General features: G+C 59.8%; 18 protein-coding genes. 13 read left to right on the forward strand and 5 right to left on the reverse strand.

The annotated features are described in order from the left end of the window. Window positions 1-50 precede the first annotated feature (50 nt). The 3 genes from HK22_RS03930 to HK22_RS03940 all read left to right on the forward strand — a co-directional run bounded on the left by HK22_RS03930 (window position 51) and on the right by HK22_RS03940 (window position 4,057). Window positions 51-1,994, forward strand: coding sequence for a CocE/NonD family hydrolase (locus HK22_RS03930; protein ID WP_086648406.1), 1,944 nt, complete (start codon window positions 51-53; stop codon window positions 1,992-1,994). A 74-nt stretch (window positions 1,995-2,068) separates the two neighbouring features. Further along, complete coding sequence (gene msrA / locus HK22_RS03935) at window positions 2,069-2,623, forward strand: peptide-methionine (S)-S-oxide reductase MsrA (protein WP_086648407.1); 555 nt, start codon at window positions 2,069-2,071, stop codon at window positions 2,621-2,623. A gap of 51 nt (window positions 2,624-2,674) precedes the next feature. Beyond that, window positions 2,675-4,057: a DUF2252 domain-containing protein gene (locus HK22_RS03940; protein ID WP_086648408.1), complete on the forward strand. Its 1,383-nt coding sequence runs from the start codon at window positions 2,675-2,677 to the stop codon at window positions 4,055-4,057. A 9-nt stretch (window positions 4,058-4,066) separates the two neighbouring features. Here HK22_RS03940 and HK22_RS03945 read toward each other — a convergent pair whose 3' ends face one another. The 5 genes from HK22_RS03945 to HK22_RS03965 all read right to left on the reverse strand — a co-directional run bounded on the left by HK22_RS03945 (window position 4,067) and on the right by HK22_RS03965 (window position 9,628). After that, the gene (locus tag HK22_RS03945) at window positions 4,067-5,380 is read right to left on the reverse strand and encodes an AAA-associated domain-containing protein (RefSeq protein WP_077802931.1); all 1,314 of its coding nucleotides are present in this window, start codon (window positions 5,378-5,380) and stop codon (window positions 4,067-4,069) included. A gap of 25 nt (window positions 5,381-5,405) precedes the next feature. After that, on the reverse strand, window positions 5,406-7,052 hold the full coding sequence (locus tag HK22_RS03950; protein WP_086648409.1) for an ABC transporter permease subunit: 1,647 nt from the start codon (window positions 7,050-7,052) through the stop codon (window positions 5,406-5,408). A gap of 107 nt (window positions 7,053-7,159) precedes the next feature. Then, window positions 7,160-7,615, reverse strand: a complete 456-nt coding sequence (dut, locus tag HK22_RS03955) for a dUTP diphosphatase (RefSeq protein ID WP_062031336.1) — start codon at window positions 7,613-7,615, stop codon at window positions 7,160-7,162. Window positions 7,616-7,644: 29 nt separating this feature from the next. After that, on the reverse strand, window positions 7,645-8,835 hold the full coding sequence (coaBC, locus tag HK22_RS03960) for a bifunctional phosphopantothenoylcysteine decarboxylase/phosphopantothenate--cysteine ligase CoaBC (RefSeq protein WP_086648410.1): 1,191 nt from the start codon (window positions 8,833-8,835) through the stop codon (window positions 7,645-7,647). Between the two features lie 4 nt (window positions 8,836-8,839). Then, a complete protein-coding gene (locus HK22_RS03965; RefSeq protein ID WP_062031345.1) occupies window positions 8,840-9,628 on the reverse strand; it encodes a class I SAM-dependent methyltransferase in 789 nt (262 codons plus the stop codon). A gap of 30 nt (window positions 9,629-9,658) precedes the next feature. Here HK22_RS03965 and mutM point away from each other — a divergent pair, with 30 nt between their 5' ends. The 10 genes from mutM to HK22_RS04015 all read left to right on the forward strand — a co-directional run bounded on the left by mutM (window position 9,659) and on the right by HK22_RS04015 (window position 24,596). Then, window positions 9,659-10,492, forward strand: coding sequence for a bifunctional DNA-formamidopyrimidine glycosylase/DNA-(apurinic or apyrimidinic site) lyase (gene mutM / locus HK22_RS03970; protein ID WP_086648411.1), 834 nt, complete (start codon window positions 9,659-9,661; stop codon window positions 10,490-10,492). Window positions 10,493-10,616: 124 nt separating this feature from the next. Next, window positions 10,617-10,886 (forward strand): 30S ribosomal protein S20, encoded by a 270-nt coding sequence (gene rpsT, locus HK22_RS03975; RefSeq protein ID WP_062031354.1) that lies wholly within the window; start codon window positions 10,617-10,619, stop codon window positions 10,884-10,886. A gap of 337 nt (window positions 10,887-11,223) precedes the next feature. Beyond that, window positions 11,224-12,645: a chromosomal replication initiator protein DnaA gene (gene dnaA, locus HK22_RS03980; protein ID WP_086648487.1), complete on the forward strand. Its 1,422-nt coding sequence runs from the start codon at window positions 11,224-11,226 to the stop codon at window positions 12,643-12,645. Window positions 12,646-12,734: 89 nt separating this feature from the next. Beyond that, the gene (gene dnaN / locus HK22_RS03985; protein WP_086648412.1) at window positions 12,735-13,859 is read left to right on the forward strand and encodes a DNA polymerase III subunit beta; all 1,125 of its coding nucleotides are present in this window, start codon (window positions 12,735-12,737) and stop codon (window positions 13,857-13,859) included. 13 nt (window positions 13,860-13,872) lie between these two features. Further along, entirely contained in the window at window positions 13,873-14,976 is a 1,104-nt protein-coding gene (recF, locus tag HK22_RS03990) for a DNA replication/repair protein RecF (protein WP_086648413.1), read from the forward strand. An 85-nt stretch (window positions 14,977-15,061) separates the two neighbouring features. Further along, complete coding sequence (gene gyrB / locus HK22_RS03995) at window positions 15,062-17,506, forward strand: DNA topoisomerase (ATP-hydrolyzing) subunit B (RefSeq protein WP_086648414.1); 2,445 nt, start codon at window positions 15,062-15,064, stop codon at window positions 17,504-17,506. After that, window positions 17,496-18,287, forward strand: a complete 792-nt coding sequence (locus HK22_RS04000) for a DUF3108 domain-containing protein (protein WP_233142381.1) — start codon at window positions 17,496-17,498, stop codon at window positions 18,285-18,287. Before gyrB ends, HK22_RS04000 begins: the two co-directional genes overlap by 11 nt. A gap of 103 nt (window positions 18,288-18,390) precedes the next feature. Beyond that, a complete protein-coding gene (gene glmU / locus HK22_RS04005; RefSeq protein WP_086648415.1) occupies window positions 18,391-19,725 on the forward strand; it encodes a bifunctional UDP-N-acetylglucosamine diphosphorylase/glucosamine-1-phosphate N-acetyltransferase GlmU in 1,335 nt (444 codons plus the stop codon). Then, window positions 19,725-21,551, forward strand: a complete 1,827-nt coding sequence (gene glmS / locus HK22_RS04010) for a glutamine--fructose-6-phosphate transaminase (isomerizing) (protein WP_086648416.1) — start codon at window positions 19,725-19,727, stop codon at window positions 21,549-21,551. Before glmU ends, glmS begins: the two co-directional genes overlap by 1 nt. Before the next feature lie 78 nt (window positions 21,552-21,629). Further along, window positions 21,630-24,596 carry an FAD-binding and (Fe-S)-binding domain-containing protein gene (locus HK22_RS04015; RefSeq protein WP_086648417.1) on the forward strand — a complete coding sequence of 989 codons (2,967 nt, stop codon included), beginning with the start codon at window positions 21,630-21,632 and terminating at the stop codon, window positions 24,594-24,596. Window positions 24,597-24,706: the final 110 nt, after the last annotated feature.

Below are 24,706 nucleotides of genomic sequence, written 5' to 3' on the forward strand. Positions count from 1 at the left end.
CCGGATGTCTCCCTCCGGTCCAAACTCGGGACAAAGATCAGGAGCCCTTCGTGAGACGTCATTTTCTGAGCCTCGGCACAGCTCTGGCCGTAACCTGCCTGTGTGCAGCGCAAGCCGCCGAACCCGTTCCCAGCCTGCCGGTCACGCCCGACATGATCCAGACCGGCAGCGACATCCCTGCGCATGTCAGCATGCCACCGGTCGAGCGCGACTACATCAAGCGCGACGTCATGATTCCGATGCGCGACGGTATCAAGCTCCATACCGTCATCGTCATTCCCAAAGATGCCAAAAACGCGCCGATGCTGCTGACGCGCACGCCCTACAATGCCAGCAAGCGCGCCAGCCGCGATGCCGATGCGAAAACCATGCGTGCGCTCCTGCCGCAGGGAGACGACGTGTTCGTGGACGGGGGCTATATCCGCGTTTTTCAGGACATCCGCGGCAAATACGGCTCACAGGGGGATTACGTAATGACGCGCCCCCCGATCGGTCCGCTGAACCCGACGAAGACGGATGATACGACCGACGCCTGGGATACGGTCGACTGGCTGGTCAAGAACGTACCGCAGGGAAATGGCCGCGTCGGCATGACTGGATCGTCCTATGAGGGCTGGACGGTCGTCATGGCGCTGCTGGACCCCCATCCGGCCCTGAAGGTCGCGTCTCCGGAAAGCCCGATGGTTGATGGCTGGATGGGCGATGACTGGTTCCATTACGGCGCATTCCGCCAGCCCAGTCTGGACTATTTTGCCGGACAGATGGCGGCGGCGGGTTCCGGCGTCTCTCTCGACCGTCCTGATGAGGACGACTACACGACGTTCCTTGCGGATGTTTCCACCGGCAATTTCGCGACGAAAGCCGGGCTGGACCAGTTCCCCTGGTGGCGCCGTACGAAAGCGCATCCGGCCTACGACGCCTTCTGGCAGGATCAGGCGCTGGATCAGCTGATCGTAAAAAAGCCGCTCAAGGTTCCGACCATCTGGGAACAGGGGCTGTGGGACCAGGAAGACATGTGGGGGGCGATCCATTCCTGGATGAACCTCAAGGCGCACCATACGCAGGTTCCGAACATCCTCGTCATGGGGCCGTGGCGCCATAGCGGTGTGAACTATGATGGCTCCACGCTTGGTCCACTGCATTTCAATGGCGATACCGCGCTGTGGTATCGCGCCAATGTCATGCGCCCGTTCTTTGACCACTATCTGAAGAACGCGCCGGATCCGCATCTGGATGAAGCCATCATTTACAATACCGGCGAGAACCGCTGGGATCACTTCCGCAACTGGCTGAGCGACTGCGGAACGTCCTGCATGCAGAAGGGCGAGCGCCTGTACCTCCAGCCGGATCACGGCCTCGCGTTCAAGCGGACCTTGCCCGGAACGGACAGCTATGTGGCTGATCCGGCGCATCCGGTGCCGTTTGTCGAGCGTCCTTACATGATGGACGGAGATCCGCGCTGGAAGCCCTGGCTGGTGTCGGATCAGCGTTTCGCCGAAAGCCGTCCGGATGTCCTGACCTACGAGACCCCCGTTCTCGATGCGCCGGTTCGGGTGTCTGGCGTACCGACGGCGGATCTGTTCGCCACGACCACCGGGACGGATGCGGACTGGGTTGTGAAAATCATCGACGTGCAGCCGGGGCACACGCCGGACAATCCCAAAATGGGCGGCTATGAACTGCCGATGTCCATGGATATTTTCCGGGGCCGTTACCGGCAGAATTTTGCCCATCCGTCCGCTATTCCGGCTGGGCAGGTACAGGAATACCACTTCACGCTTCCGGCCATGAACCATGTGTTCCTCAAGGGACACCGGATCATGATCCAGATCCAGTCGAGCTGGTTTCCGCTCTATGACCGCAATCCGCAGACCTTCGTGCCGAATATCTTCGACGCCAAGGCACCGGATTACCATTCGGCCACGCAGACTATCCATCGGGGTGGCGACCATGCCAGCGCCGTGTGGCTCCCGATCGTCACGGCAGCCCCATAAAATCCAGCCTGAAACTCGTCAGACAGGTTCAGCCTCCCCATATGGGGAGGCTGTCCTTTTAATGGAGCATCATCATGACGACCCCGTCTTCCAACCTGTCCTCCATTCTCCTTGGCGCAGGCTGCTTCTGGTGCGTCGAGGCTGTCTTTGCAGGTCTGCGCGGCATTGTCTCGGCTGAGCCGGGTTACGCTGGCGGCAGCGTCGATCACCCCAGCTACGAAGCCGTCTGCACAGGTCGGACGGGCCATGCCGAAGTTGTGAAAGTCGTGTTCGATCCGGCCGAGATCGGGCTGGAGGACGTACTGCGCGTATTTTTCACGACGCACGACCCCACACAGCTCAACCGCCAGGGCAACGATATCGGGACGCAGTACAGATCCGTCATTTTCGGAGATGACGACCAGCAGGAGACAGCCAGCAAGGTTCTGGAAGAAATTACGGCGGAAGGCCTCTGGCCGGAGCCGATCGTCACGTCCATTGAAGGCGTGGCCCATTTCTGGCCAGCCGAAGAAAAGCATCACGATTATTTCGCCCGCAACCCGCAAACGGCCTATTGTGCGGCCGTTGTAGCTCCCAAGGTTGCCAAGGCGCGCAAGCTCTATCGGGATCGTCTCAAACAGCCTGACTGAAAAGCGCAGGGTGCTTTGTCAGAGAGCGTTTTTCGGATAACGTGACAAACCATGACAAAAGCACCCGTCTTTCCCACGCTCCGCACCCGTCAGGCCCGTTACGCAGCGGGCGTCGCACTGCGCAAAACCGTCAAGCGTAGCAGCCACGCTCTCTGGACGGCTCCAGCCAAACGGCCTGATCCGATTGGAATTCTGCTGGAGCAGGGGAAGAGCCGGATTGCGGACCTGCTTCCCATCCGCCATCAGCGCATGAAAGCCTCGCCCTTTGCATTCCTGCGCGGGTCGGCGGCGGTCATGGCCTCGGACCTGTCTTTTACGCCTGCGACCAGGATACGCGTCCAATCCTGTGGGGACTGCCATCTGGATAATTTCGGGTGCTATCCATCTCCGGAAGGGCTGCCGGTTTTCGATATCAATGATTTCGACGAAACGGCACCCGCGACATTCGAATGGGATCTCAAACGTCTGGCAACCAGCCTTGTGCTGGCCGGACGCGAAGCGTCTCTGCCTGAAAAGCACTGTCGTCGCCTGGCGGTTTCCGCGGTCCGACATTATGTCGAGGAAATTGCCCGTCTGTCGGAACTGCCGCCGCTTCAGGCCTGGAACGTGCGGATTGATCTGCGTGCGGTCATAGACGGCATCAAGGACGACACGACGCGGACGGGCATGATGGAGAAAATCCAGTCCGAACTGGGGGCAATTTCCGGTCATTTCGGAATGATCGATCCCAAATCTTCGGTGCGCCTGAAAGAACATCCGCCTTTCGTCACGCGCCTGCCGCAGCATAACGATATCGTCCGTGGGGCCTTCGCCCGCTATGTCGGCGACATGCCGCCCGAGCGCAGGATCGTGCTGGAACGCTATGCGCTGCAGGATGTCCTGTTCAAGGTCGTGGGAATTGGCAGCGTCGGGACGTTCTGTGCGCTCGGACTATTCACGACAGCCGATCACGAGCCGCTGATCCTTCAGATCAAGGAAGCCCAGACATCTGTGCTCGAACCTTTTCAGGGTGCCGTGGACATGACCAATCATGGCGAACGCGTCGTGACGGGGCAACGCATCATGCAGGCCAGTTCGGACACGTTTCTGGGCTGGACCCATACCAGCGGCAAGCGCACGACGGCGCAGACCGGCCGTAAGGCGGGTGGCGGGCGGGATTTTTATGTCCGTCAGACCAAAGACGTGCGGCTGGCCATGATCGGCGAAAAAATCGAAAACGGTCTTCTGCCTGAATACGCGGCGTTGTGTGGACGCACGCTTGGGCGGTCGCATGGTCGTTCCGCTGATCTTCCGCTGCTGGCCGGCTATCTGGGGAAGGGTCATTCCTTCGCCCGCGCCATTGCCGATTTCGCGGTTCACTACGCCGATCAGAGCGAAAAGGACTGGAAAGCCTTCACGCAGGCAATTGCGGACAAACGCGTCTGCTGCGCCTGAGGGTGGAGCTTACTCCTCGTTCTCCAGATGGAAGCGGTCGGACTCTTCGTCATAGTCGAAGAGTTCGGCGTAACGGGCCCAGCCAATCGCTGTGGTGAGGGTCTGGCGTGCGTAATCGGGCGACATACTCTCTTCCATCGCCTTACGGAAGCGTGCGGCATCAACGACATGGCTCGAACGCTCGTCCAGCGTGCCGCGGATGGAGCGGAGCAGGGGCAGGTGATGCAGCAATGCCGTCCGCATCAGGTCCTTGCGGGTGTCGGAATCGCCTTCGACGAACGCCTGGCCATCGGGCGTGAGCAAAATATCGCCGTCTTCCAGTTCCGCCAGATCCAGAAGCTGGAGCGATTCTCCGAGCGGCAACAGGTCATCGAGCGTCATCTGAAGGCGCTGCGCCAGTTCGGGCAGATCCGCACGGCCTGACAGCGGTTCACTTTGCAGAACTTCCATCAACCCGACCAGAACCTCGACCGCGAGATCGGGGAGCACGATGGAAAATGGCGGGAGGGTCATGCCAGAGGCAGAGGCCTGCTGGACGGGGTCGGCTTCGGACACGATCGGGGCACGGCGTGTCATAAGCGTATAGATCTGGTCCACGAAACGGCGGAAATCCTCGTCCTCGCGATTGCGCGGATGGGGAAAGGGCACCGCGATTTCATGTGTCACGCGCCCGGGGCTGGACGAGAAAATGAGGATCCGGTCACACATCAGAACTGCCTCCTCAATCCCGTGCGTGGCCAGAAGCATGGCCTTGAGCGGCAGGCGCTTTTCGTCCCACAGTTCGATCAGGTCGGTCCGCAGGTTTTCCGCACTCAGCATGTCCAGCGCAGAAAACGGCTCGTCCAGCAGCAGCAGCGAGGGCTGAAGGGCCAGCGCACGGGCAAAGGAGACACGCTGACTGAGGGCGTCTGAGAGCTCCTTTGGATAGGCGTTTTCGTAGCCCTCAAGCCCCATGACCGCGATGGCGGCGTCCGTCATGGACTCGCGCTCGGCACGGGGCAGACGGCGCATTTCCAGACCCAGAGCCACGTTCTGTCTCAGTGTCAGCCAGGGGAACAGTGCGCCGGACTGAAAGACGGTCGCCACGCCATCCAGCGGGCCTGTCACTGGCGTGCCCTGCCAGAGCACCTCTCCCGACACTGGCGGCGTCAGCCCGGCCATGATCCGCAGCAGGGAGGATTTTCCGGAACCCGAGCGCCCAAGAAGGCCAAGGATTTCTCCCGTTCTCACATCAAAGCTGATGTGATCAAGGACGACCAGATCCGTGCTGCTCTCCTTGAGATAGGTCTGGCGACATTCGCGAAGGGACAGGAGGGATTTCATGGATCTGTGGATTTCAGCCTGAGGTTCAGATGGTATATTTCTGGGCCGCGTTCACGGCGAGGGGTTGCAGGACCAGACGATCCAGCAGCATGGACAAAAGCGTCAGCAGCATCAGTGCAAGGATCTGCGCGCCCACGGCACCGCCGAGCACTTCGGAAAGCAGCGTAGCACCGAGCCCGCTGTCGGATGGCACGAAAGCCTCCGCCACCATTACGGCATTCCAGACCGGAACGACCGCGGTCAGCAGACCGCCGCAAAGTTCTGGGGCGATGGCGGGCAGAAGCAGCCTGCGCCACAGCAGAAAGCCGCGCAGCCTCAGGCCGGTGGCGACTTGTCGCAGACCTGAGGGGATGGCCTTTGCCGCATCCAGCACGACGATCCCGACCAGCCAATGCGCGCCCAGAAAAAGGAGCACGACTGCGGAGTTGAGCCCCAGTTCCCGGCACAGGGGATAGAGAAGCACGGCGGGGAAAAGACCGCAGGCCGCCACGGCACTCCGGCACAGATTCCGTAAGGCGGGTTTGCGTTCGCTGATCAGCAGGCCCAGCGGCACCCAGACCAGAAGACACAGAACCAGCGTTTCACACACATGCGACAGGGTCAGGATGCTCTGGGCCAGATCCGACGGAACAAGCCGCAGAAGACCGGCATGGTAGACCGCATAAATGAGCAGAAGCAGCGAAATGCCGGGCAGGAGCGCCTTGGGGAGTTCCGGGGAAGCGCCGCTGTCCTGTTCGGGAAGAATGCTCCGAGGGCGGCCGATGCGCCAGTTTCCGATCCAGGTGAGAGCTTCCCCCACCATTCCGCTGAGCCAGAGCATCGGCTTTGTCCGTCGCCAGATCGTCAGAAGCCATGACTGGGGACGCGGGCGCTCCTCAATCGGGCCTTCCGGTCGATAGCGCTGCGCCCAGCCAAGAACCGGGCGCATGACAGCCTGATCGACAAGAAGAATTAGCAGAAGAATGACGAGCGATATTTTAACGATCCTGAGCGGATGGTGATCTAGCATGGCGTGCAGGACCGCTGCACCACATCCTTCGTTCGTCTGATGGCTCATCAGCATCATCAGACCTTCCGCAGCCAGCAGGCGCACCCAGAACGCCGGCATGGCCTGCATGGCCCTGAAGGTTGTCAGCGGCACTGCGACGGGAATCTGCAAGCGCCAGAAACGCTGCCATCCCGTCATCCGCAGGCCAGTCGCCACTTCGTCAAGCGCAGGCGAAAGGGTATCTTCCGCATCCAGAACTGCTGTTACGATCCGCCAGATCATGCTGGAGGCCGCAACCAGAACGATGGTCACAGAAGCAGGAAAAACAGCCGCACAGATCCCGATCAGGCCAAGGCCGGGGACAGCGCGAGCAACCGAGAGGGCCGGGATCAGGAAGGCCCTGAAACGCGGCCACTGGCATGCGCCTCCTGCCACGAGCAGGGACGCCGCCACGACGGTCATGAGCGACAGCGCAACATGCAGCAGGGTCAGGGCTGCGATGACCCAGAGTCCCACAGAGACACCCGGTAACGCTCCCGTCACGACAGGCACGGCCGGAGAATGCCGGACGACAAGAAGCGCGACTGCGGTTACACAGAACAGGATCGAGAGTTCAACGCCACTCATGCGCTGGCGCCAGCGATGCATGATCCGCAAGGGCATGGCCATCGGGCTGCCCGTCATGGTGAGTGCTGTCCCCGTTCCTGATGGAAACCAGAGGTTAAAAAGAGACCTCTGGAAGTCTCAAGTGTTTTCTGCATGCCAGGAAAAATTCTGAGGTCGTTGAGGAATCAGTGACCGGTGCTGCCAAAACCGCTGTGGCCACGAACCGTCTCGTCCAGCGTCTCGACTTCCGACCAGCGCAGGCGCGAAACCGGGGCCAGAACGCCCTGCGCGATCCGGGTGCCACGCTCAATCGTAAAGGGTTCGGTCCCCGCGTTCATGACGATGATGCGAAGCTCGCCACGATAGTCTTCGTCGATAGTGCCGGGCGAATTGGGCAGGGTGATGCCGTGCTTAAGTGCAAGACCCGAGCGCGGACGGACCTGAAGCTCATAAGCCGCGGGCAGAGCGATACACAGGCCCGTTGGAACGAGAACGCGCTCGCCCGGAGCGATCGTCATGGGCGCATCCACTGCGGCCAGGAAGTCGAAACCCGCGGCACCGGCTGTGGCGTAGGCAGGGAGGGGAAGCCCCTCGGAATGAGGCAGGCGCGTGATGCGCACATCAATCAGGTCTGTTGTCATGGCCTCTGTCTTACCCCGGATTGCGCGCCCTATGAAGGCGGATTGACAAAGAACGCTGCAATACGCTGACCGAGCTGTTCCGCAACGTCCGTCTTGTCCATTTCCGGCCAGTTCTGAAGGCCGTGGTCGTCAATCAGGCTGACGGTATTGCGCATGGCACCGAACACGCCGTGTCGGACATCATTGGCGACCAGCCAGTCGCATCCCTTACGCAGACGCTTGGCCTGCGCATTTTGCAGCACATCGTCCGTCTCGGCCGCAAAGCCCACGACGAGGCGCGGACGTTGAGGCGCATGGCAGAGGGTTGCCAGAATGTCCGGGTTTTCCACCAACTCGAGCGTAGGCGGCCCATCGCCGGTTTTCTTGATCTTGCCGGGGGCGAGGTCTTTTGCGCGCCAGTCGCTGACGGCCGCTGTGCAGATTGCGGCATCGGCTGGCAAAGCGGCTTCACAGGCGGCCAGCATGTCGCGCGCTGTCTGGACCGGGATGTGGCGTACACCCTTGGGAACAGAAATCGAAACCGGACCGCTGACCAGCGTGACGGTCGCGCCCCGCTTCGCCAGAGCCGCTGCGATAGCATAGCCCTGTCGGCCTGAGGAATGGTTCGACAGGAATCGCACGGGATCGAGCGGCTCAACCGTCGGACCCGCCGTTACCAGAATGTGGCGCCCGGAAAGGGAATGATCGGGCGTCAGAAGACGCAGAATCGCATCGCGGATTACCGGAGGTTCGCTCAGACGTCCGGCGCCGACTTCACCACAGGCCATGCTGCCCACATCGGGACCAATGACGGAGACACCCCGCGCCTCAAGCAGTTTCAGATTGGCCTGTGTGGCGGGATGCTCCCACATCCGCACATTCATGGCCGGGGCCAGCAGAATGGGAGAGGTAGTCGCGAGAAGCAATGTAGTCGGCAGATCATCCGCGAGCCCATGGGCCATGCGGGCCATGATGTTGGCTGTGGCGGGGCAGACCACCGCCAGATCAGCACTCCGGGCCAGGGCAATATGGCCGATTTCGCTTTCCTGCGTGGGTTCGAACAGCGCGTCATGCACACGCTCGCCTGCCAGTGTCTCGAGACTGAGCGGCGTGACGAAGGCCTTGGCAGCTTCGGTCATGACTGGCGTGACGGCAATGCCATCCGCCCGCAGCAGGCGCACGAGTTCGAGCGCCCGGAACGCCGCAATCCCTCCCGAGACGATCAGCAGGACGCGGCGCATGGTTTTACAGGCGCCAGCCGGAATGGATGGCGGCAATACCACCGGACAGATTGCGGTACTGGACCTGCTCCAAACCGGCATCGCGCATCATCTGAGCCAGCGTTTCCTGATCGGGGAACATGCGGATGCTCTCGGCGAGATACTGGTAGCTCTCGGAATCCTTGGCGATGATCTGTCCCATCTTGGGCAGAACCTGGAAGGACCACAGGTCATAAATCGGTGCGAGAGCCGCGATCTCGACTTGCGAGAATTCGAGGCAGAAAAAGCGTCCGCCCGGTTTGAGAACGCGACGTGCCTCGCGCAGGACAGCCGATTTGTCCGTGCAGTTGCGCAGGCCAAAGGCAATCGTCACGCGATCAACGGAGCAGTCGGGGAGGGGGATGGCTTCCGCGTCTACGACACAGACCTCGATCTTGCCGATCAACCCGGCCTTGATGGCGCGGTCACGACCCACGGACAGCATGGCGGCATTGATGTCGGACAGGATGGCCGGACCACCCCCGGCACGCAGCCAGCCAAATGTGATGTCGCCCGTACCGCCTGCCAGATCCAGCAGCTTCATATTGGGGCGCGGATTGAGCATGCCCACAAAAATGCGCTTCCAGACGCGGTGAATTCCCAGCGACATCACGTCATTCATGATGTCGTATTTCCCGGCGACGCTCTCAAACACCTCCCGGACCATCGTCTTTTTCTGGCCACGCGGGACATTGCGGTAGCCGAAATCAATGGTGTCCTCGGCCTGGGCGGAGGACTGGAAGGGCGAGGCGTTGTGTTCTGCGCTATCGGTCATGAGGCAACCGATATATCGTTGAGGCCAGCCATGCCAGAGCTTCCAGAAGTCGAAACCGTCATGCGCGGGTTTCGTGATGTCTTTGAAGGGCATCGAATCAGTCATGTTTCCGTCAACCGCCCGGACCTTCGATGGCCGTTTCCCGCAGATCTGCGGGAGAAGCTGGAAGGCCGGCGTGTTCTCTCTTTCCGCAGGCGCGCGAAGTATATTCTCATGCGTCTTGAGGGCGGGTGGAGCATGCTGCTGCACCTGGGCATGTCGGGCCGGCTCACGATCGGCAGGGCAGGGACGAATGCGACTCCGCCAGCCCACGAACATCTGGTTCTGGAGACGGACAGCGGTGCGCGGGCAGGGCTTGTCGATCCCCGGCGCTTCGGAATGGTCGATATTGTGCGGACATCCGACGAGGACGATCACCGCCTTCTCGCGCATCTGGGCATGGAGCCTCTTTCTCCCACGATGACGGGACAGGCACTGACGGCACTGTTCCGGAACAGGCGTACACCAGTGAAATCCGCCCTGCTGGACCAGAAACTGATTGCCGGGCTTGGCAACATCTATGTGTGTGAGGCGCTGTTCCGCTGCGGCATCCATCCTGAACGGCAGGCCTGTACCCTGACCGCTCCGGAGACCGCAGCGCTTTCAGAGGCCATCCCGCAAATTCTGGAACAGGCCATCGCCTCCGGAGGGTCGTCCCTGCGCGACTACGTGCAGGCTGACGGCACCAAAGGCGGATTTCAGGACCTGCACCTCGTCTATGGGCGGGAAGGGGCTCCATGCCCCAATTGTGGAGAATCCAGTCCGATCCGGCGCATCACGCAGGCGGGCCGTTCGACGTTCTTCTGCGCGACCTGTCAGAAATGAGTGGGCGCGGAAAGATGCCCCCATCCTGTGTAAAATGTGCAAAACGCTTGACGGGACCCGTCCGGGGGGAGTAGAGGGCGCCAACCATTTACGCGACCAAAACGCAAAGTGAACCGAAAGATCCATGGCAAACACAGCTTCTGCCCGCAAGCGCATCCGTCAGAATGAACGTCGCCGTGAGCGCAACGTTGCCCGCATGTCCCGCATGCGTACGTTCATCAAGAAGGTCGAACTCGCCATCCAGTCCGGCGACAAATCCGCTGCTGCGGAAGCCTTCAAGGTTGCACAGCCGGAAATGCAGCGCGCAGCAGGCAAGGGCGTGATCGCAAAGAACACGATCAGCCGCAAGCTGTCCCGTCTGTCCGCCCGCGTGAAGGCTCTGGCAACCGCCTGAGCTTCACCTTCGGGTCGGAACTGAAGAACGCGCTCCCCTCCGGGAGCGCGTTCTTTTTTGACTGCATCCCAGAACTTTCCCCGAGCGTCTGACTTTGGGTTGCTTATGGGGAACACCCTCATGACATCCCGCTGAACCCTTCGTGTTCCAGCTTGCTTCGGGCAGAACGGACGCCTATCCTGAGCGTTCGACAAAAAAGTATCGGATGCCCGGCTCTCCGGAAATTCTCCTGCGTTTCTGCTGCAGGTTTTCTGTCGAGAGCACAACCGCCCTGCGCGCAGGGAACCACAACTGATGCCCGCCTGCTGCGGGACTGGACATGAAAGGGGGTACAATGGTGGAAAACGCTCAGTATCTGGACGCCAGCGCCTCCGCCCCCGGTTCGACGACATCGCTTGAGACCGCCTGGGTCCGCGTTCGTGAGAAACTGAAGAGTGAGGTTGGCGAGGTCGAATACCGGACATGGCTCCGGCAGATCGTTCTGGGGCCACTCGACGAAGATGAACTGACACTCTATCTGCCCACGCGATTCCTGCGCGACTGGGTTCGCAGCCAGTATGAAGAGCGCCTTCAGACGCTCTGGCGTACTGAACGCGAAGACATCAAGGGCGTGGAGCTCCAGGTCAAGCGGGGGCTGCCCGAGGTCCCCGCGGACGATGCTGAAGATACAGAGGACGCAACCGGCCCCTCCAGCGACAGTACGCCGCAAAGCGTTGTGTCCGAGAGCCGCAGCGATCTGGCCGTACCGCTTGATCCGCGCTTCACGTTCGACACCTTCATCGTCGGCAAGCCGAACGAATTTGCCTATGCCTGCGCACGCCGCGTGGCCGAGAAGCCTTCAAGCCCCGGTTTCAACCCGCTGTTTCTGTATGGCGGCGTAGGCCTCGGTAAGACGCATTTAATGCACGCTATCGGTACAGAACTGACCCGCACCGGCAAGGTCTCCGTGGCCTATATGTCTGCGGAAAAGTTCATGTACCGCTTCATCGCGGCAATCCGTTCGCAGTCCACGATGGAGTTCAAGGAACAGCTCCGATCCGTTGACGTGCTGATGATTGACGATCTTCAGTTCCTGATCGGCAAGGACAACACGCAGGAAGAATTCTTCCACACGTTCAATGCTCTCGTGGATGCAGGCCGCCAGATCATCGTCAGTGCGGACAAGAGCCCGTCCGACCTTTCGGGTCTTGAAGACCGCCTGCGGACCCGCCTGGGCTGCGGGATGGTCGCGGATATCCACGCTACGACCTTCGAGCTGCGTATTTCCATTCTGGAAGCCAAGGCCAAGGCCTCGGGGACGCATGTTCCGTCCAAGGTTCTGGAATATCTCGCGCACAAGATCACGACCAATGTTCGTGAACTTGAAGGGGCGCTCAATCGCCTGATCGCGCATGCAGATCTCGTTGGCCGTCCGGTTACGCTCGATACGACGCAGGATGTTCTCAAGGACATGCTGAAGGCCCACGATCGCCGCGTCACGATCGAAGAAATCCAGCGCAAGGTTTCCGAGCACTGGAATATCCGCCTGACGGACATGTCCTCTGCCCGACGCGCGCGCGCCGTCGCTCGCCCGCGTCAGGTCGCCATGTATCTGGCCAAACAGTTGACGAGCCGCTCGCTTCCAGAAATCGGACGTAAATTCGGCAACCGCGACCACACGACGGTCATGCATGCCGTCAACCGCGTGACCGAGTTGATGGATCAGGACGCGTCCTTTGCCGAGGACGTGGAACTGCTGCGCCGGATGCTCGAAGGCTGACCTCTGCCAGCCCCCGATCCCTCTCTTTCCCGAGGGGCGGGGGTCTGCTAGGTTCTCTCAATTAATTCAAGATCTTCCTGAGGCCCGGAATGAAATTCAAGGTTGACCGTACCCTGCTGCAACGGGCTCTGGCGCATATTCATGGCGTTGCGGAAAAGCGGAATACCATTCCCATTCTGGCCAACGTTCTGATGAGCTTTGAGAACGAGGTTTTGCGCCTCACAGCCACGGATATGGAAATCGCCGTCGTCGAAGACGTTCCCGCCACGGGCGAGCGCTCTGGCTCCACCACCGTGCCTGCCGCGGTACTTTTCGAAATCGTCCGCAAACTGCCGGATAGTGTCGCACTTGAGTTCGATCATCAGGACAGCGAAGCACCGCTGGCCCTGCGTGCGGGCCGTTATGCCACCAGCCTGAACATTCTGCCGGTCGATGATTTCCCGGCCATGGTCGCCGGAGATCTGCCGCACCGTTTCTCGCTGCCCGCAGCAACGCTTCGCGGTCTGATCGACCGCACCAAATTCGCCATTTCAAACGAAGAAACGCGCTACTACCTGAACGGCATCTATCTGCATGTTGCAGAAAACGGGGCCACTCCGATGCTGCGAGCCGTCGCCACGGACGGTCACCGTCTGGCACGCGTTGAAACGGACCTGCCCGAAGGTGCTCGCGGCATGCCCGGCGTCATCATTCCCCGCAAGACCGTCAACGAACTCCGCAAGCTTCTGGACGAAGGGGCGGCTGATCTGGAAGTCTCCCTGTCTGACACGCGGATCCAGTTCCAGGCTGGCCCCGTCCTTCTGACCTCCAAGCTGATTGACGGAACTTTCCCGGAATATGAGCGCGTCATCCCGAAGGGCAATGATCGTATCCTACGTGTCGGCAAGCGTGATTTCGCAGCGGCTGTCGGCCGCGTTGCGGCCATCAGCCAGGAACGCTCGCGCCCGGTCAAGCTGTCTGTCACGCAGAATATGCTAAACCTCTCCGCCACCAGCCCCGATCAGGGCGTGGCTCATGAGGAGCTGGACGAAAACGCCGTCTCCTACGATGCCGCTCCGATCGAGATCGGCTTTCAGGCGCGTTACCTCACTGACATTACCGACCAGATCGACGTGGAAGTGGAATTCGCATTTTCCGACAGCTCTGCGCCCACCATCGTTCGTGACACGGCATCGCCTTCGGCGCTGTATGTCCTGATGCCCATGCGGGTCTGAACACGAGCCGCGATTGAAACTGACCCGGCTCGCGCTGACGGATTTCCGGAATTACACCCATGCCGTCTGGACCCCGGATGCTTCCATTCTGGTCCTGACGGGAGAAAACGGGTCCGGAAAGACCAATCTGCTGGAAGCCGTTTCGCTGCTGGCTCCAGGGCGTGGATTAAGAGGCGCGCCACTTCCCGCACTGTGTCGCACTGGCGCCGAGCGGTGGGGCGTTGCGGCGACGCTCCAGTCCGGTCTGGATGAATTCCGGATCGGAACAGGAAGTGAGTTAAACGAAAAACAGCGTCGTACATTCCGCCTCGATGGGGAAAACATCCGCTCTCAGGCCGCGATCGGCCAGAGGTTTTCCTGCGTCTGGCTGACCCCGCAGATGGATCGGCTTTTTCAGGAAGGGTCCAGCGGTCGGCGGCGCTTTCTGGATCGGCTGGTCATGGCCCTTTCTCCCGATCATGGTCGCCAGATTGCCGCCCATGACCGCTCGGTTGTCAGCCGCAACAGGGTTCTGGCCGACCGCCCGACCGAGACGGCGTGGCTTACATCCATTGAAGATTCCATCGCCCGTCATGCAGTTGCGGCGTCTGCTGCGCGCCTCGCACTCGTTGAGAGCATGAACGTTCATCCGTTTGAAAATGCTGGATTTTCTTCCAGCACCCTCCATCTGGACTGCGCCATTTCCACCCGTCTGGCCTGTCAGCCCGCACTGGACGTCGAGGACTGGATCAGAGGCAGTCTTCAGCAGTCCCGCACCGAAGACCGGCAACGCGCCACCACGTCCCTCGGGGCGCACAGAGCCGATTTCACCCTTTCGGACACCGCCACGGGACGTCCTGCAGAACTCTCCAGCAGCGGTCAGCAGAAAGTCATGCTGACCGGCACAGTTCTGTCCCATGCGCGGCTGATGACGCAGGAACGAGGCCATGCTCCGGCCATCCTTCTGGATGAACCTCTGGTCCATCTGGACGAAACCCGCCGCCATGCCCTTCTCGACAGTCTTGAGAAACTGCGCGCGCCCGTTCTGATCACCGGCACGGACCACGCGCCTTTTGCAGCACTAGAAGGCCGGGCCCAGTTTTTTTCGGTCAGGAACGGAAGCATATCTCCGGCCTGACGCATGCCCACCGCTGGTCTAACTGTCCGGCGCAGGCTATACTGACCCAACAGTTTTTCAGAGTACCACGGAGACCGTCACGCGCATGTCAGAGACCCAGAACCAGCCCGAGACCCCAGGCGCAGACGGTGAAGATTACGGCGCGTCGTCCATTTCGGTACTCAAGGGGCTGGATGCCGTCCGCAAACGTCCGGGCATGTATATCGGCGACACGGACGATGGCTCGGGCCTGCACCATATGGTTTTCGAGATCATCGACAATGCCGTCGATGAAGCCCAGGCCGGGCACGCGACATACTGCATCCTGACCCTGAACGGCGATGGTTCCGTCTCGGTCCGCGACAATGGCCGTGGTATTCCGACCGATCTGCATCCTGAAGAGGGCATCAGCGCGGCTGAGGTCGTGCTGACCAAGCTTCATGCTGGCGGCAAGTTTAACCAGAACTCCTACAAGGTTTCCGGCGGTTTGCATGGCGTGGGTGCGGCCGTGGTGAATGCCCTGTCCGAATGGATGGAGGTGCTCATCTGGCGCAATGGTCTGGAGCACAAGATCCGCTTCCAGCATGGCGAACGCGATGAAGCCCTGCACGTCATCGGTCCGTCCACGGAAGACCGTGGCACTCTGGTCACGTTCAAACCCAGCAAGCAGACCTTTACGAAGGTCGATTTTGAGCTCTCCATTCTTGAACGCCGCGTCCGCGAACTGGCGTTCCTGAACTCCGGCATGCTGATCATCCTGCGCGATGAGCGTCATGCAGAGCCAAAGGAACTGCGTTTTCATTATGAAGGCGGCCTGAGCGCTTTCGCGGAATGGCTTGATTCTTCAAAAACTTCCATCGTCACGCCACCGATCGTAGGCGAGATCGACAATCCGGAAAGCGGCATCCGCGTCGAGTTCGCACTAACCTGGAACGACAGCTATCACGAGACGATGCTGTGCTTCACGAACAACATCCCACAGCGCGATGGCGGTACGCATCTGGCGGGCTTCCGTCAGGCTCTGACCCGCGTTGTGGGCAAGTATGCCGAAGGGGTGGCCAAGCGTGAGGCGGGCTCGCTGACGGGCGAAGACATGCGTGAAGGCATGACAGCCGTGCTGTCCGTCAAGGTACCGGATCCGAAGTTCTCGTCCCAGACGAAGGACAAGCTGGTCTCGTCTGAAGTCCAGCCCGTCGTCCATGCTGCGGCGTCCGATGCGATTTCTCACTGGTTTGAGACGCATCCCAAGGAAGCCAAGGCGATTGTCGCCAAGATCATCGACGCCGCCAGTGCTCGTGAAGCAGCACGCCGTGCGCGTGAGCTGACGCGCCGCAAGGGCGTGCTGGATGTCTCGTCACTTCCGGGCAAGCTTGCGGACTGCCAGGAGCGCGATGCGTCCAAGGCTGAAATCTTCATCGTCGAGGGTGACTCTGCAGGCGGCACGGCCAAGCAGGGCCGGGACCGTCGCTTCCAGGCCATCCTGCCGCTGCGTGGCAAGATCCTGAACGTAGAACGCGCGCGCTTTGACCGGATGCTGGGCTCTGCGGAAATCGGTACGCTGATTACGGCTCTTGGCACCGGCATTGGGCGCGGGGAAGTCGATCAGGGTGGTTTCTCGGCCGAAAAGCTGCGCTACCATAAGATCGTCATCATGACGGATGCTGACGTCGACGGCTCGCACATCCGCACGCTGCTGCTGACGTTCTTCTTCCGCCAGATGCCGGAACTGATCGAGCAGGGCTATCTCTACATTGCCCAGCCGCCGCTTTATCGCGCCAAGCGTGGTCAGGAAGAGCGTTACCTCAAGGATGACGCCGCTCTTGAACAGTATCTGCTGGACAAGGCGCTGACGAATGCAACCTTGCGTTTTGCTGACGGTCGGGAACTTACGGGCGAGGCGCTGGCCGAAGAAATCACGTTCATGTCGGCTACGGCCCGTCGCCTTCAGAGCATTGCCTCCAAGGTGCCGGTCTGGGTCATGGAGCAGGCAGCCATTTCGGGTGTTCTGGACAGCAATATCGCTGTTGCCACCTCGCGCATGGCGGAATTCCAGCAGCGACTTGATGGTGCCTCACTGCCCAACGAACGCGGCTGGAAGGTCTCCATTTCGGAAACCGGCCTGGAATGCGCGCGCTCCGTCCGCGGCGTGGGCGAAGTGTACCGCATCGAGCCTTCGCTCCTGCGTTCGGTGGAAGCCCGCTGGCTGGTTTCGGAATGGGAGCGGCTGGCCCGTGATTTTGCAAAACCCGTCACCCTGACGCTTGATCCCACATCCTACGACCTGTTCGGTCCCGCAGCCGTCATGGAGCGTATTCTGCTTCAGGGACGTCGCGGACTGACCATCAACCGGTTCAAGGGACTGGGCGAGATGAATGACGAGCAGCTATGGCACACAACGCTCGATCCTTCGACGCGGACCCTGTTGCAGGTCAGGATCGGGGATGTCGAAGATGCCGGTCAGGTTTTCTCGACGCTGATGGGGGATGTCGTGGAGCCGCGCAGGGACTTTATCGTCGGTAATGCCCTGAAAGTTGCCAATCTTGACGTTTAAGGCTTTTGCAGTCGCAGTCAGTCTTGCCCTGATGGCGGGACTGGCTTGTGGTTCAGCCCGAGCTGAGCCGCAGGTCAACGCGACTTATGCTGTCTATATCAAGGGCTTTCACGTTCTGAACGCCAAGACGTCCTATCAGCTCCAGCCCTGGGGCTATGGCGGCAGCACCCAGATCAAGCCGGCAGGCCTGATCAGCTGGTTCGTAACGATGGATGTGACGTCGCATGTTCAGGGGCAATTTATTCCGGACGGCAATGTGCAACCGGTGCTGTTTGACAGCGGTGGCATTTCGCGCGGCAAAAACAGGCATGTCCGGCTGGAGTTCTCGAACGATACTCCGAAGGTGGTGGACCTCCAGCCACCGGAAACCGATCGCGAACCTATTCCTGCAGATTTGCTGCCTCACACGGTCGATACCCTGAGCGGCATGGCGCATCTGCTACATTCCCTTGCGACAACAGGAAAATGCGATGGCTCGCAGGTCATTTTCGACGGCCTCCGACTGACACAGATGGTGGTACACGGCCCCGTCATGGTCGATATCCCGCAGGGTCAGGACGAAGCCTATTCCGGGCAGGCCATGCGGTGCGATTTCGTTGGTCGCCAGGTTGCAGGGTTCATCAAGGACTCTCCGAACAGGGAAAAACTGGCAGCTCCCCAGCCAGGTGCTGTCTGGTTCAGAAAGATCGACGGTCTGGGAATTGTTCCAGTGCGGATCGAGTTCAATCATCCCAAACTCGGTCATGTCATGGTTGTCATGCAGCATGCCGTGGCTCCGTGAGCGAGCACTCGAACGAATTGCAATAATTGGCAATTCGAAGTGATGACACAGTCTGCGGGCTTCGTTTGACGCGAACCCGTGGTTTGGATACCCCGGGCAGGACATGACCGATACAACCCATCGCACCACCGCCATCATTCTTGCTGCGGGCCTCGGCACACGCATGAAATCCAGCCTGCCAAAGGCACTTCATCGTCTGGGCAACCAGCCCATGATCAACCATCTCATCACAACCGCCCGGCAGGTCTTCGACGATGTGGTCGTCGTCACGGGACCGGACATGCCGGAACTCGAACAGGCTGTTCGTCCGTTCAGGACTGCCACGCAGACTCAACGGCTCGGCACGGCCCATGCGGCCAATGCAGCGCGGGACCTGTTCGGGGATGGGGATATCGCTGTTCTTTATGCCGATAATCCGCTGATTACCGCAGAGACCATGGAACGCCTGCTCGCGGCCCGCAGACAGGGGGCCAGTCTGGCGTTGCTGGGAATGCGTCCGGCTGTACCGGGACGTTATGGCAGGATTATCGAAGATCACGGCAAGGTTGTGAAAATCGTCGAGTTCAAGGACGCAACCGAAGACGAACGCGGCATCACGCTGTGCAATGCCGGCGTCATGTGCGCCGGAGCAGAGGACTTCCGCAACTGGCTGGAAGAAGTTCGCAACGAAAACGCCCAGGGCGAATATTACCTGACGGACGTCGTTGAAATGGCAGCTAAAGCCGGTTCGGTTGTTTGCGTGGAAGCACCTGAAGACGAACTGGCTGGCGTCAATTCCCGCTCTGAACTCGCGCGTGCTGAAGCGACCCTCCAGAAGCGCCTGCGAAACGCGGCGATGGATGCCGGAGTGACGCTCGTTGCACCGGACACCGTCTTTTTCAGCACAGACACTGTCCTCGAAGCGGATGTAACGGTCGAACCGAACGTCTTTTTCGGGCCGGGTGTGACAGTCCATTCAGGCGCACTGATACGGGCTTTTTCGCATCTTGAAGGGTGCACGGTGGGTGAAGGCGCGATGATCGGCCCCTATGCCAGGCTCCGTCCCGGAACGGTCTGTGCTGCACACACGCATGTCGGCAATTTCGTCGAGCTCAAGAACGTAGAGTTGGGCGAGGGCGCAAAGGCCAACCATCTGACCTATCTGGGCGACGCTTCGGTCGGACGCGGCACCAATGTCGGAGCAGGGACAATCACCTGCAATTATGATGGCGTTTTCAAACACCGGACTGTCATCGGGGAGCGGGTTTTCGTCGGGTCAGACGCCATTCTCGTGGCACCTGTGACCATCGGAGACGATGCGCTCGTGGCCGCGGGCAGTGTGATTACGGATGATGTGCCTGCCGGTGACCTGGCTCTGGGCCGGACGCGCCAAACACTGAAATCCGGACGCGGCCTTCAGATCAAACAGTCTCTCAAAGCTCGGAAGGAACAGGGCTGATGTGCGGTATCTGCGGTATTGTCGGACACAAGCCTGCCAGCCCGATCGCATTCGAGGCGCTGCGACGCCTGGAGTATCGGGGATATGATTCTGCCGGGATCGCAACCCTGACGGCGTCCGGCGATATCGAACGCCGCCGAGCTGCCGGAAAGCTCGACAATCTGGAGCGCGTTCTCAAAGAGCATCCGCTGCACGGCACCACGGCCATCGGGCACACCCGTTGGGCGACGCATGGTGCTCCCACTGAAAACAATGCTCACCCCCACGAAGCCGGGCGTGTCGCAATCGTCCATAATGGGATTATCGAAAACTTCTCGGCCCTCAAGGAAGAGCTGGAAGCGAAAGGCCGCGTATTTCGGACCGAAACGGATTCAGAAACCGTCGCCCATCTGGTCGATGACTATCTGGGACAGGGGCTGGACCCGCGGGAGGCGGCGTTTGCGGCCATCAAGCGGCTGGAAGGGGCCTATGCAATCGCCATGATCTTCAAGGATCATGAAGGTCTGCTAATTGGCGCCCGTCATGGCGCGCCGCTTGCTGTCGGTTACGGCAATGGCGAGATGTTCCTGGGCTCAGACAGCATTGCACTGGCGCCCATGGCCCGGAAAATGACCTATCTCGAAGACGGGGACTGGTGCGAACTCACGACAGATAATGTCAGAATTTTCGACATGACCGGTGCTGAAGTCAGCCGTCCGGTTCAGGATCTTACCTTCATGGCAGGGCAGGTCGGCAAGGATGGCTACCGGCACTACATGGAGAAGGAACTCCATGAACATCCGGTCGCCATTGGGCAGACGCTGAAGCGGATCACCGATCCAGCGTCAAAGCGTATTACGCTGCCGCCAATGCCTTTCGATCTGGCACAGGTTCCGCGTGTCACCATCACGGCCTGCGGTTCCGCCTACTATGCCGGTATGGTCGGCCGGTACTGGCTGGAATCCCTTGCGCGTATTCCGGTTGAAATCGACGTCGCATCCGAAATGCGCTATCGCGAGCCGCCCCAGCCGGACAAAGGTATGGCGCTGCTTATTTCACAGTCCGGCGAGACTGCGGATACGCTGGGTGTTCTGCGCAGCCTGAAAAAGGCCGGTCAGAGCATCGTCTCGGTCCTGAATGTCGAACACTCCACAATCGGGCGGGAAAGCGATCTTGTGCTGGGCATGGATGCAGGACCGGAAATTTCTGTTGCCTCCACCAAGGCCTTCACTGCGCAGCTTTCCGTTCTGGCGGCACTGGCGATCGAATTCGCCCGGGCTCGTGGGACCATGGATCAGGCTCGCGAAGAACGTCTGACAGCCAGCCTGTTGGATCTGCCGTCCCGGGCGGCAGAAGTCTTCACCCGGACCAAGGATATCCAGGCCATGGCTGGCGTCGTGGCTCAGGCACGCGATGTCCTGTATCTGGGGCGTGGGATCTGCACGCCGATTGCGTTTGAAGGTGCATTAAAATTAAAAGAAATCAGCTATATCCACGCGGAAGCTTATGCCGCGGGTGAACTGAAGCATGGCCCGATCAGCCTGATTGACCAGACCGTTCCGGTCGTCGCCATTGCTCCCTCCACGATCCTGTTCGACAAGACCCTGTCCAATCTTCAGGAAGCAAAAGCGCGTGGCGGACGGATTCTTGTTTTCACGGATGCCGCAGGGGCCAAACGTCTGGAAGGCGTGGCGGAACAGATCGTCATCATGCCCGATGTGGACGCTTTCGTCGTGCCGATCCTCTACGCCATTCCTGTTCAGATGCTGGCCTATGAGGTCGCGCTTCTGAAAGGCACAGATGTGGATCAGCCGCGCAATCTTGCGAAATCCGTGACGGTCGAGTGAAGAATTTTCCTGTCCGGAGAGCTTATTTTTCATTCATTATCACGGTATGGACCATAAAACACTAAAAGGGACGTAAAAATGGGTGGAGACGCAATATCCGGAACACAAGCCGGAAATTCAGGCCTTTCCCCCAGCGCTCCCGAAATCGTCCTGCGTGAAGCTTTCGTCAGAAGGCTGAACGAGCAGGGCTTTGAGGGTGATATCGACCTGCGGGTCTCCTCGCGGCTGATTTCTTCTACCGATAATAGCGTTTACCAGCGCCTTCCGGCCGCCGTCATTCATCCGCGCACCGGCGAAGACCTCAACCGGGCCGTGAAAGCGGCTTCTGAAGGTGATCTGACGCTCGCAATCCGGGGCGGCGGAACAGGCACCAACGGCCAGTCCCTGACCGATGGCGTCGTCGTTGACGTCTCACGCCATCTGGACCGGATACTCGATTTCGATACCGAAGCAGGCACGGTCACCGTTGAGCCGGGCGTTATTCTGGCGCGGCTCAACGCTTTTCTGAAGCCACATGGTTTTTTCTTCCCGCCAACCGTCTCAACCGCCACCCGCGCAACGATCGGGGGCATGATTGCGACGGATGCTTCCGGCAAAGGGTCCCGGATCTATGGAAGGACGTCCGATTATATCGAGACGCTGGATGTCGTTCTTGCGGATGGAAGCGATCTTTCAGTCGGCCAACTGACTGCTGAAAGACTGAAAGAGGAGATGAACGGGGCGGGGCTTGCGGCACAGGCTTACCGCGAGGTCCATCGGGTTGTTACGGAACGCGCGGACGAAATCCGGCGCATTTTCCCGGATATGAACCGTGGTCTGACTGGATACAATCTACAGAATGTCCTGCTCGAAGACGGAAGCTTTCATCTCGCACGACTTCTGGCTGGATCTGAAGGCACGCTTGCCCTGACCAAGAAGGTCGTCCTGCGCGTCAGACGACTGCCGAAATACCGTCAGCTTATCGTCGTCCGCTATGCCAGCTTCAACGATACCCTTCAGGACGTCCAGACACTTCTACCCGCCAACCCTTCAGCCGTTGAAGTGCTGGATGACCGTGTCCTCGCCAAGGCCCAGCAGGACGTGACATGGCATGCTCTTGAACGCGTCCTGGGCAACACGTCAGCCCTTCCGGTCAAGGGAATGAGCTTCGTCGAGTTCGTGGGAGACAATCTGGAAATCCTGAAGGGGCAGATGGCTCATGCTATCATGCTCCTTGAGAGCTCCTCTCACAAACCCATTGATCATAAAGCAGTTTCTGATCCGGAAATCATTGCGAATCTCTGGACGCTCCGGGAAAAATCCGTAGGGCTGCTCGGGCGTCCGGACGGTCACAGGCAGGGTGTTCCCTTCGTAGAAGATACGGCTGTCCCTCCCGAAGTCCTGCCAGAATATGTCAGCGAGTTCCGTAACATTCTGGACGGTTACGGGCTGTCCTACGGCATGTTCGGTCATGCGGATGTCGGGTGCCTGCATGTGCGCCCATTTCTGGACATGCTGACGGCCGAAGACCGGTCGCTGATCCGTCCAATCTCAGACGCGGTGGCTGAGTTGACGAAGCGTCATGGCGGTCTGCTCTGGGGGGAACACGGTCGGGGATTCCGCGGGGAGTTTTCGCCATTGTTTTTTGGAGAAACGCTTTTTGCAGAGCTTTGCCGGATCAAGGATGTATTTGATCCCAAAGATATTTTCAATCGTGGCAAGCTGGCTCCGGGTGGGGCGGGTTATCCTGTTGACCGGATTGATGGCATTCCATTCAAGGGCGGGTTTGACGAGGAGATCACGCCGGCACTGCGTGCCCCCTACAGCCTGTCCGTAAGCTGCAACGGCAACGGTGCCTGTTTCAATCGTGAGCCGGACATGGCCATGTGCCCGTCTTACAAGATCACGAAAGACCGCTCGCAGTCTCCGAAAGGCCGCGCCCTGCTGCTTCGAAGCTGGACCAGACTGCGCTCCCTGCCGGAAGATGCTCCAGACCGGGCTATGCTTCCCGTTCTGACAGAAGAACTCAAGGCCTCGCTGGATACGTGTCTGTCGTGCAAAGCCTGCGCCACACAATGTCCGATCCGCGTGGATATTCCGTCCATGCGTTCCAAATTTCTTTCAACGTACTTTCGTGATAACCGCAGGCCTGTCAGGGATTATCTTGTCTACTGGCTGGAACCGCTTCTGGCGGCAGGGCGAGTGGCCCCCAGGCTCGCCAATCTCCTGATGCATAGTCCTGCATCGCAAGCCATTCTCTCCCATCTGGGGCTGGTGGATCTTCCGCATCTGAGACCGGCGCGACTGAAAACGGGCAGTCAGGTCAGCCGTTCATGGCTGCGCCGCAACCGTGGCAATTCCCGCGCTGTTATTGTGGTTCAGGACTCATTCACCGGCAGTTTTGATGGTGTTCTTGTCGAGAAGATTCATGCGCTTCTGACGCAGCTTGGGTTCGATGCAAAACTCACCCCAGTCTGGGACAACGGCAAGGCGCGCCATGTTCTTGGATTTCGCAAAGGCTTTGGGGTGACGGCACGCTTAACCCTGAAGAAACTCAGGGCACTGGCCGCGTTCGATATTCCTGTTGTTTCTCTAGATGCCGCCACCGGCCTCATGTTCACGCAGGAATACCGGGACATAGCAGGCGCTCAGCCCATACCGACAGTTCTTCCGCTGGAGACTTTTCTCCGGCAGCAGATTTCCAAGGGAACGCTCCAACCTGTTTCGGCCAGCAGCGAAAATTCTGGCATGACTGTGATTTCGCATTGTACGGAACAGGCTGCCCGACCGGAGAGTGCAGGGGACTGGGCCTTTATTCTCCGACACTTTGGCGTTCCGGCAGATGCCGGGAAAGCAGGCTGCTGCGGAATGGCCGGGCTGTTCGGTCATCAGACGGAACATGCCAAGATGTCGCGAGATATGTTTGAGCAGAACTGGGCCAGAAAAGTTGAGATGCCGGTTCTTGCGACCGGTTTTTCCTGCCGCTGCCAGACCGAGCGCATGGCCGGAATCCGTCCGTCCCATCCCGCAGAAACACTGATTTCCGTTTTGCAGGAACGCTTGTGAAAACAGGGCGTTGATAACGATGTCACGCCTCTGGACGCGTAGGGTCCAAACTGTAACAGTGTTGCCCGATCTCAAGAGGTACGGCCTTGCCTGCGGGCCCTGTGGAGTAT

The sequence above is a fragment of the Gluconobacter sp. DsW_056 genome (assembly GCF_002153595.1).
Lineage (GTDB): Bacteria > Pseudomonadota > Alphaproteobacteria > Acetobacterales > Acetobacteraceae > Gluconobacter > Gluconobacter albidus.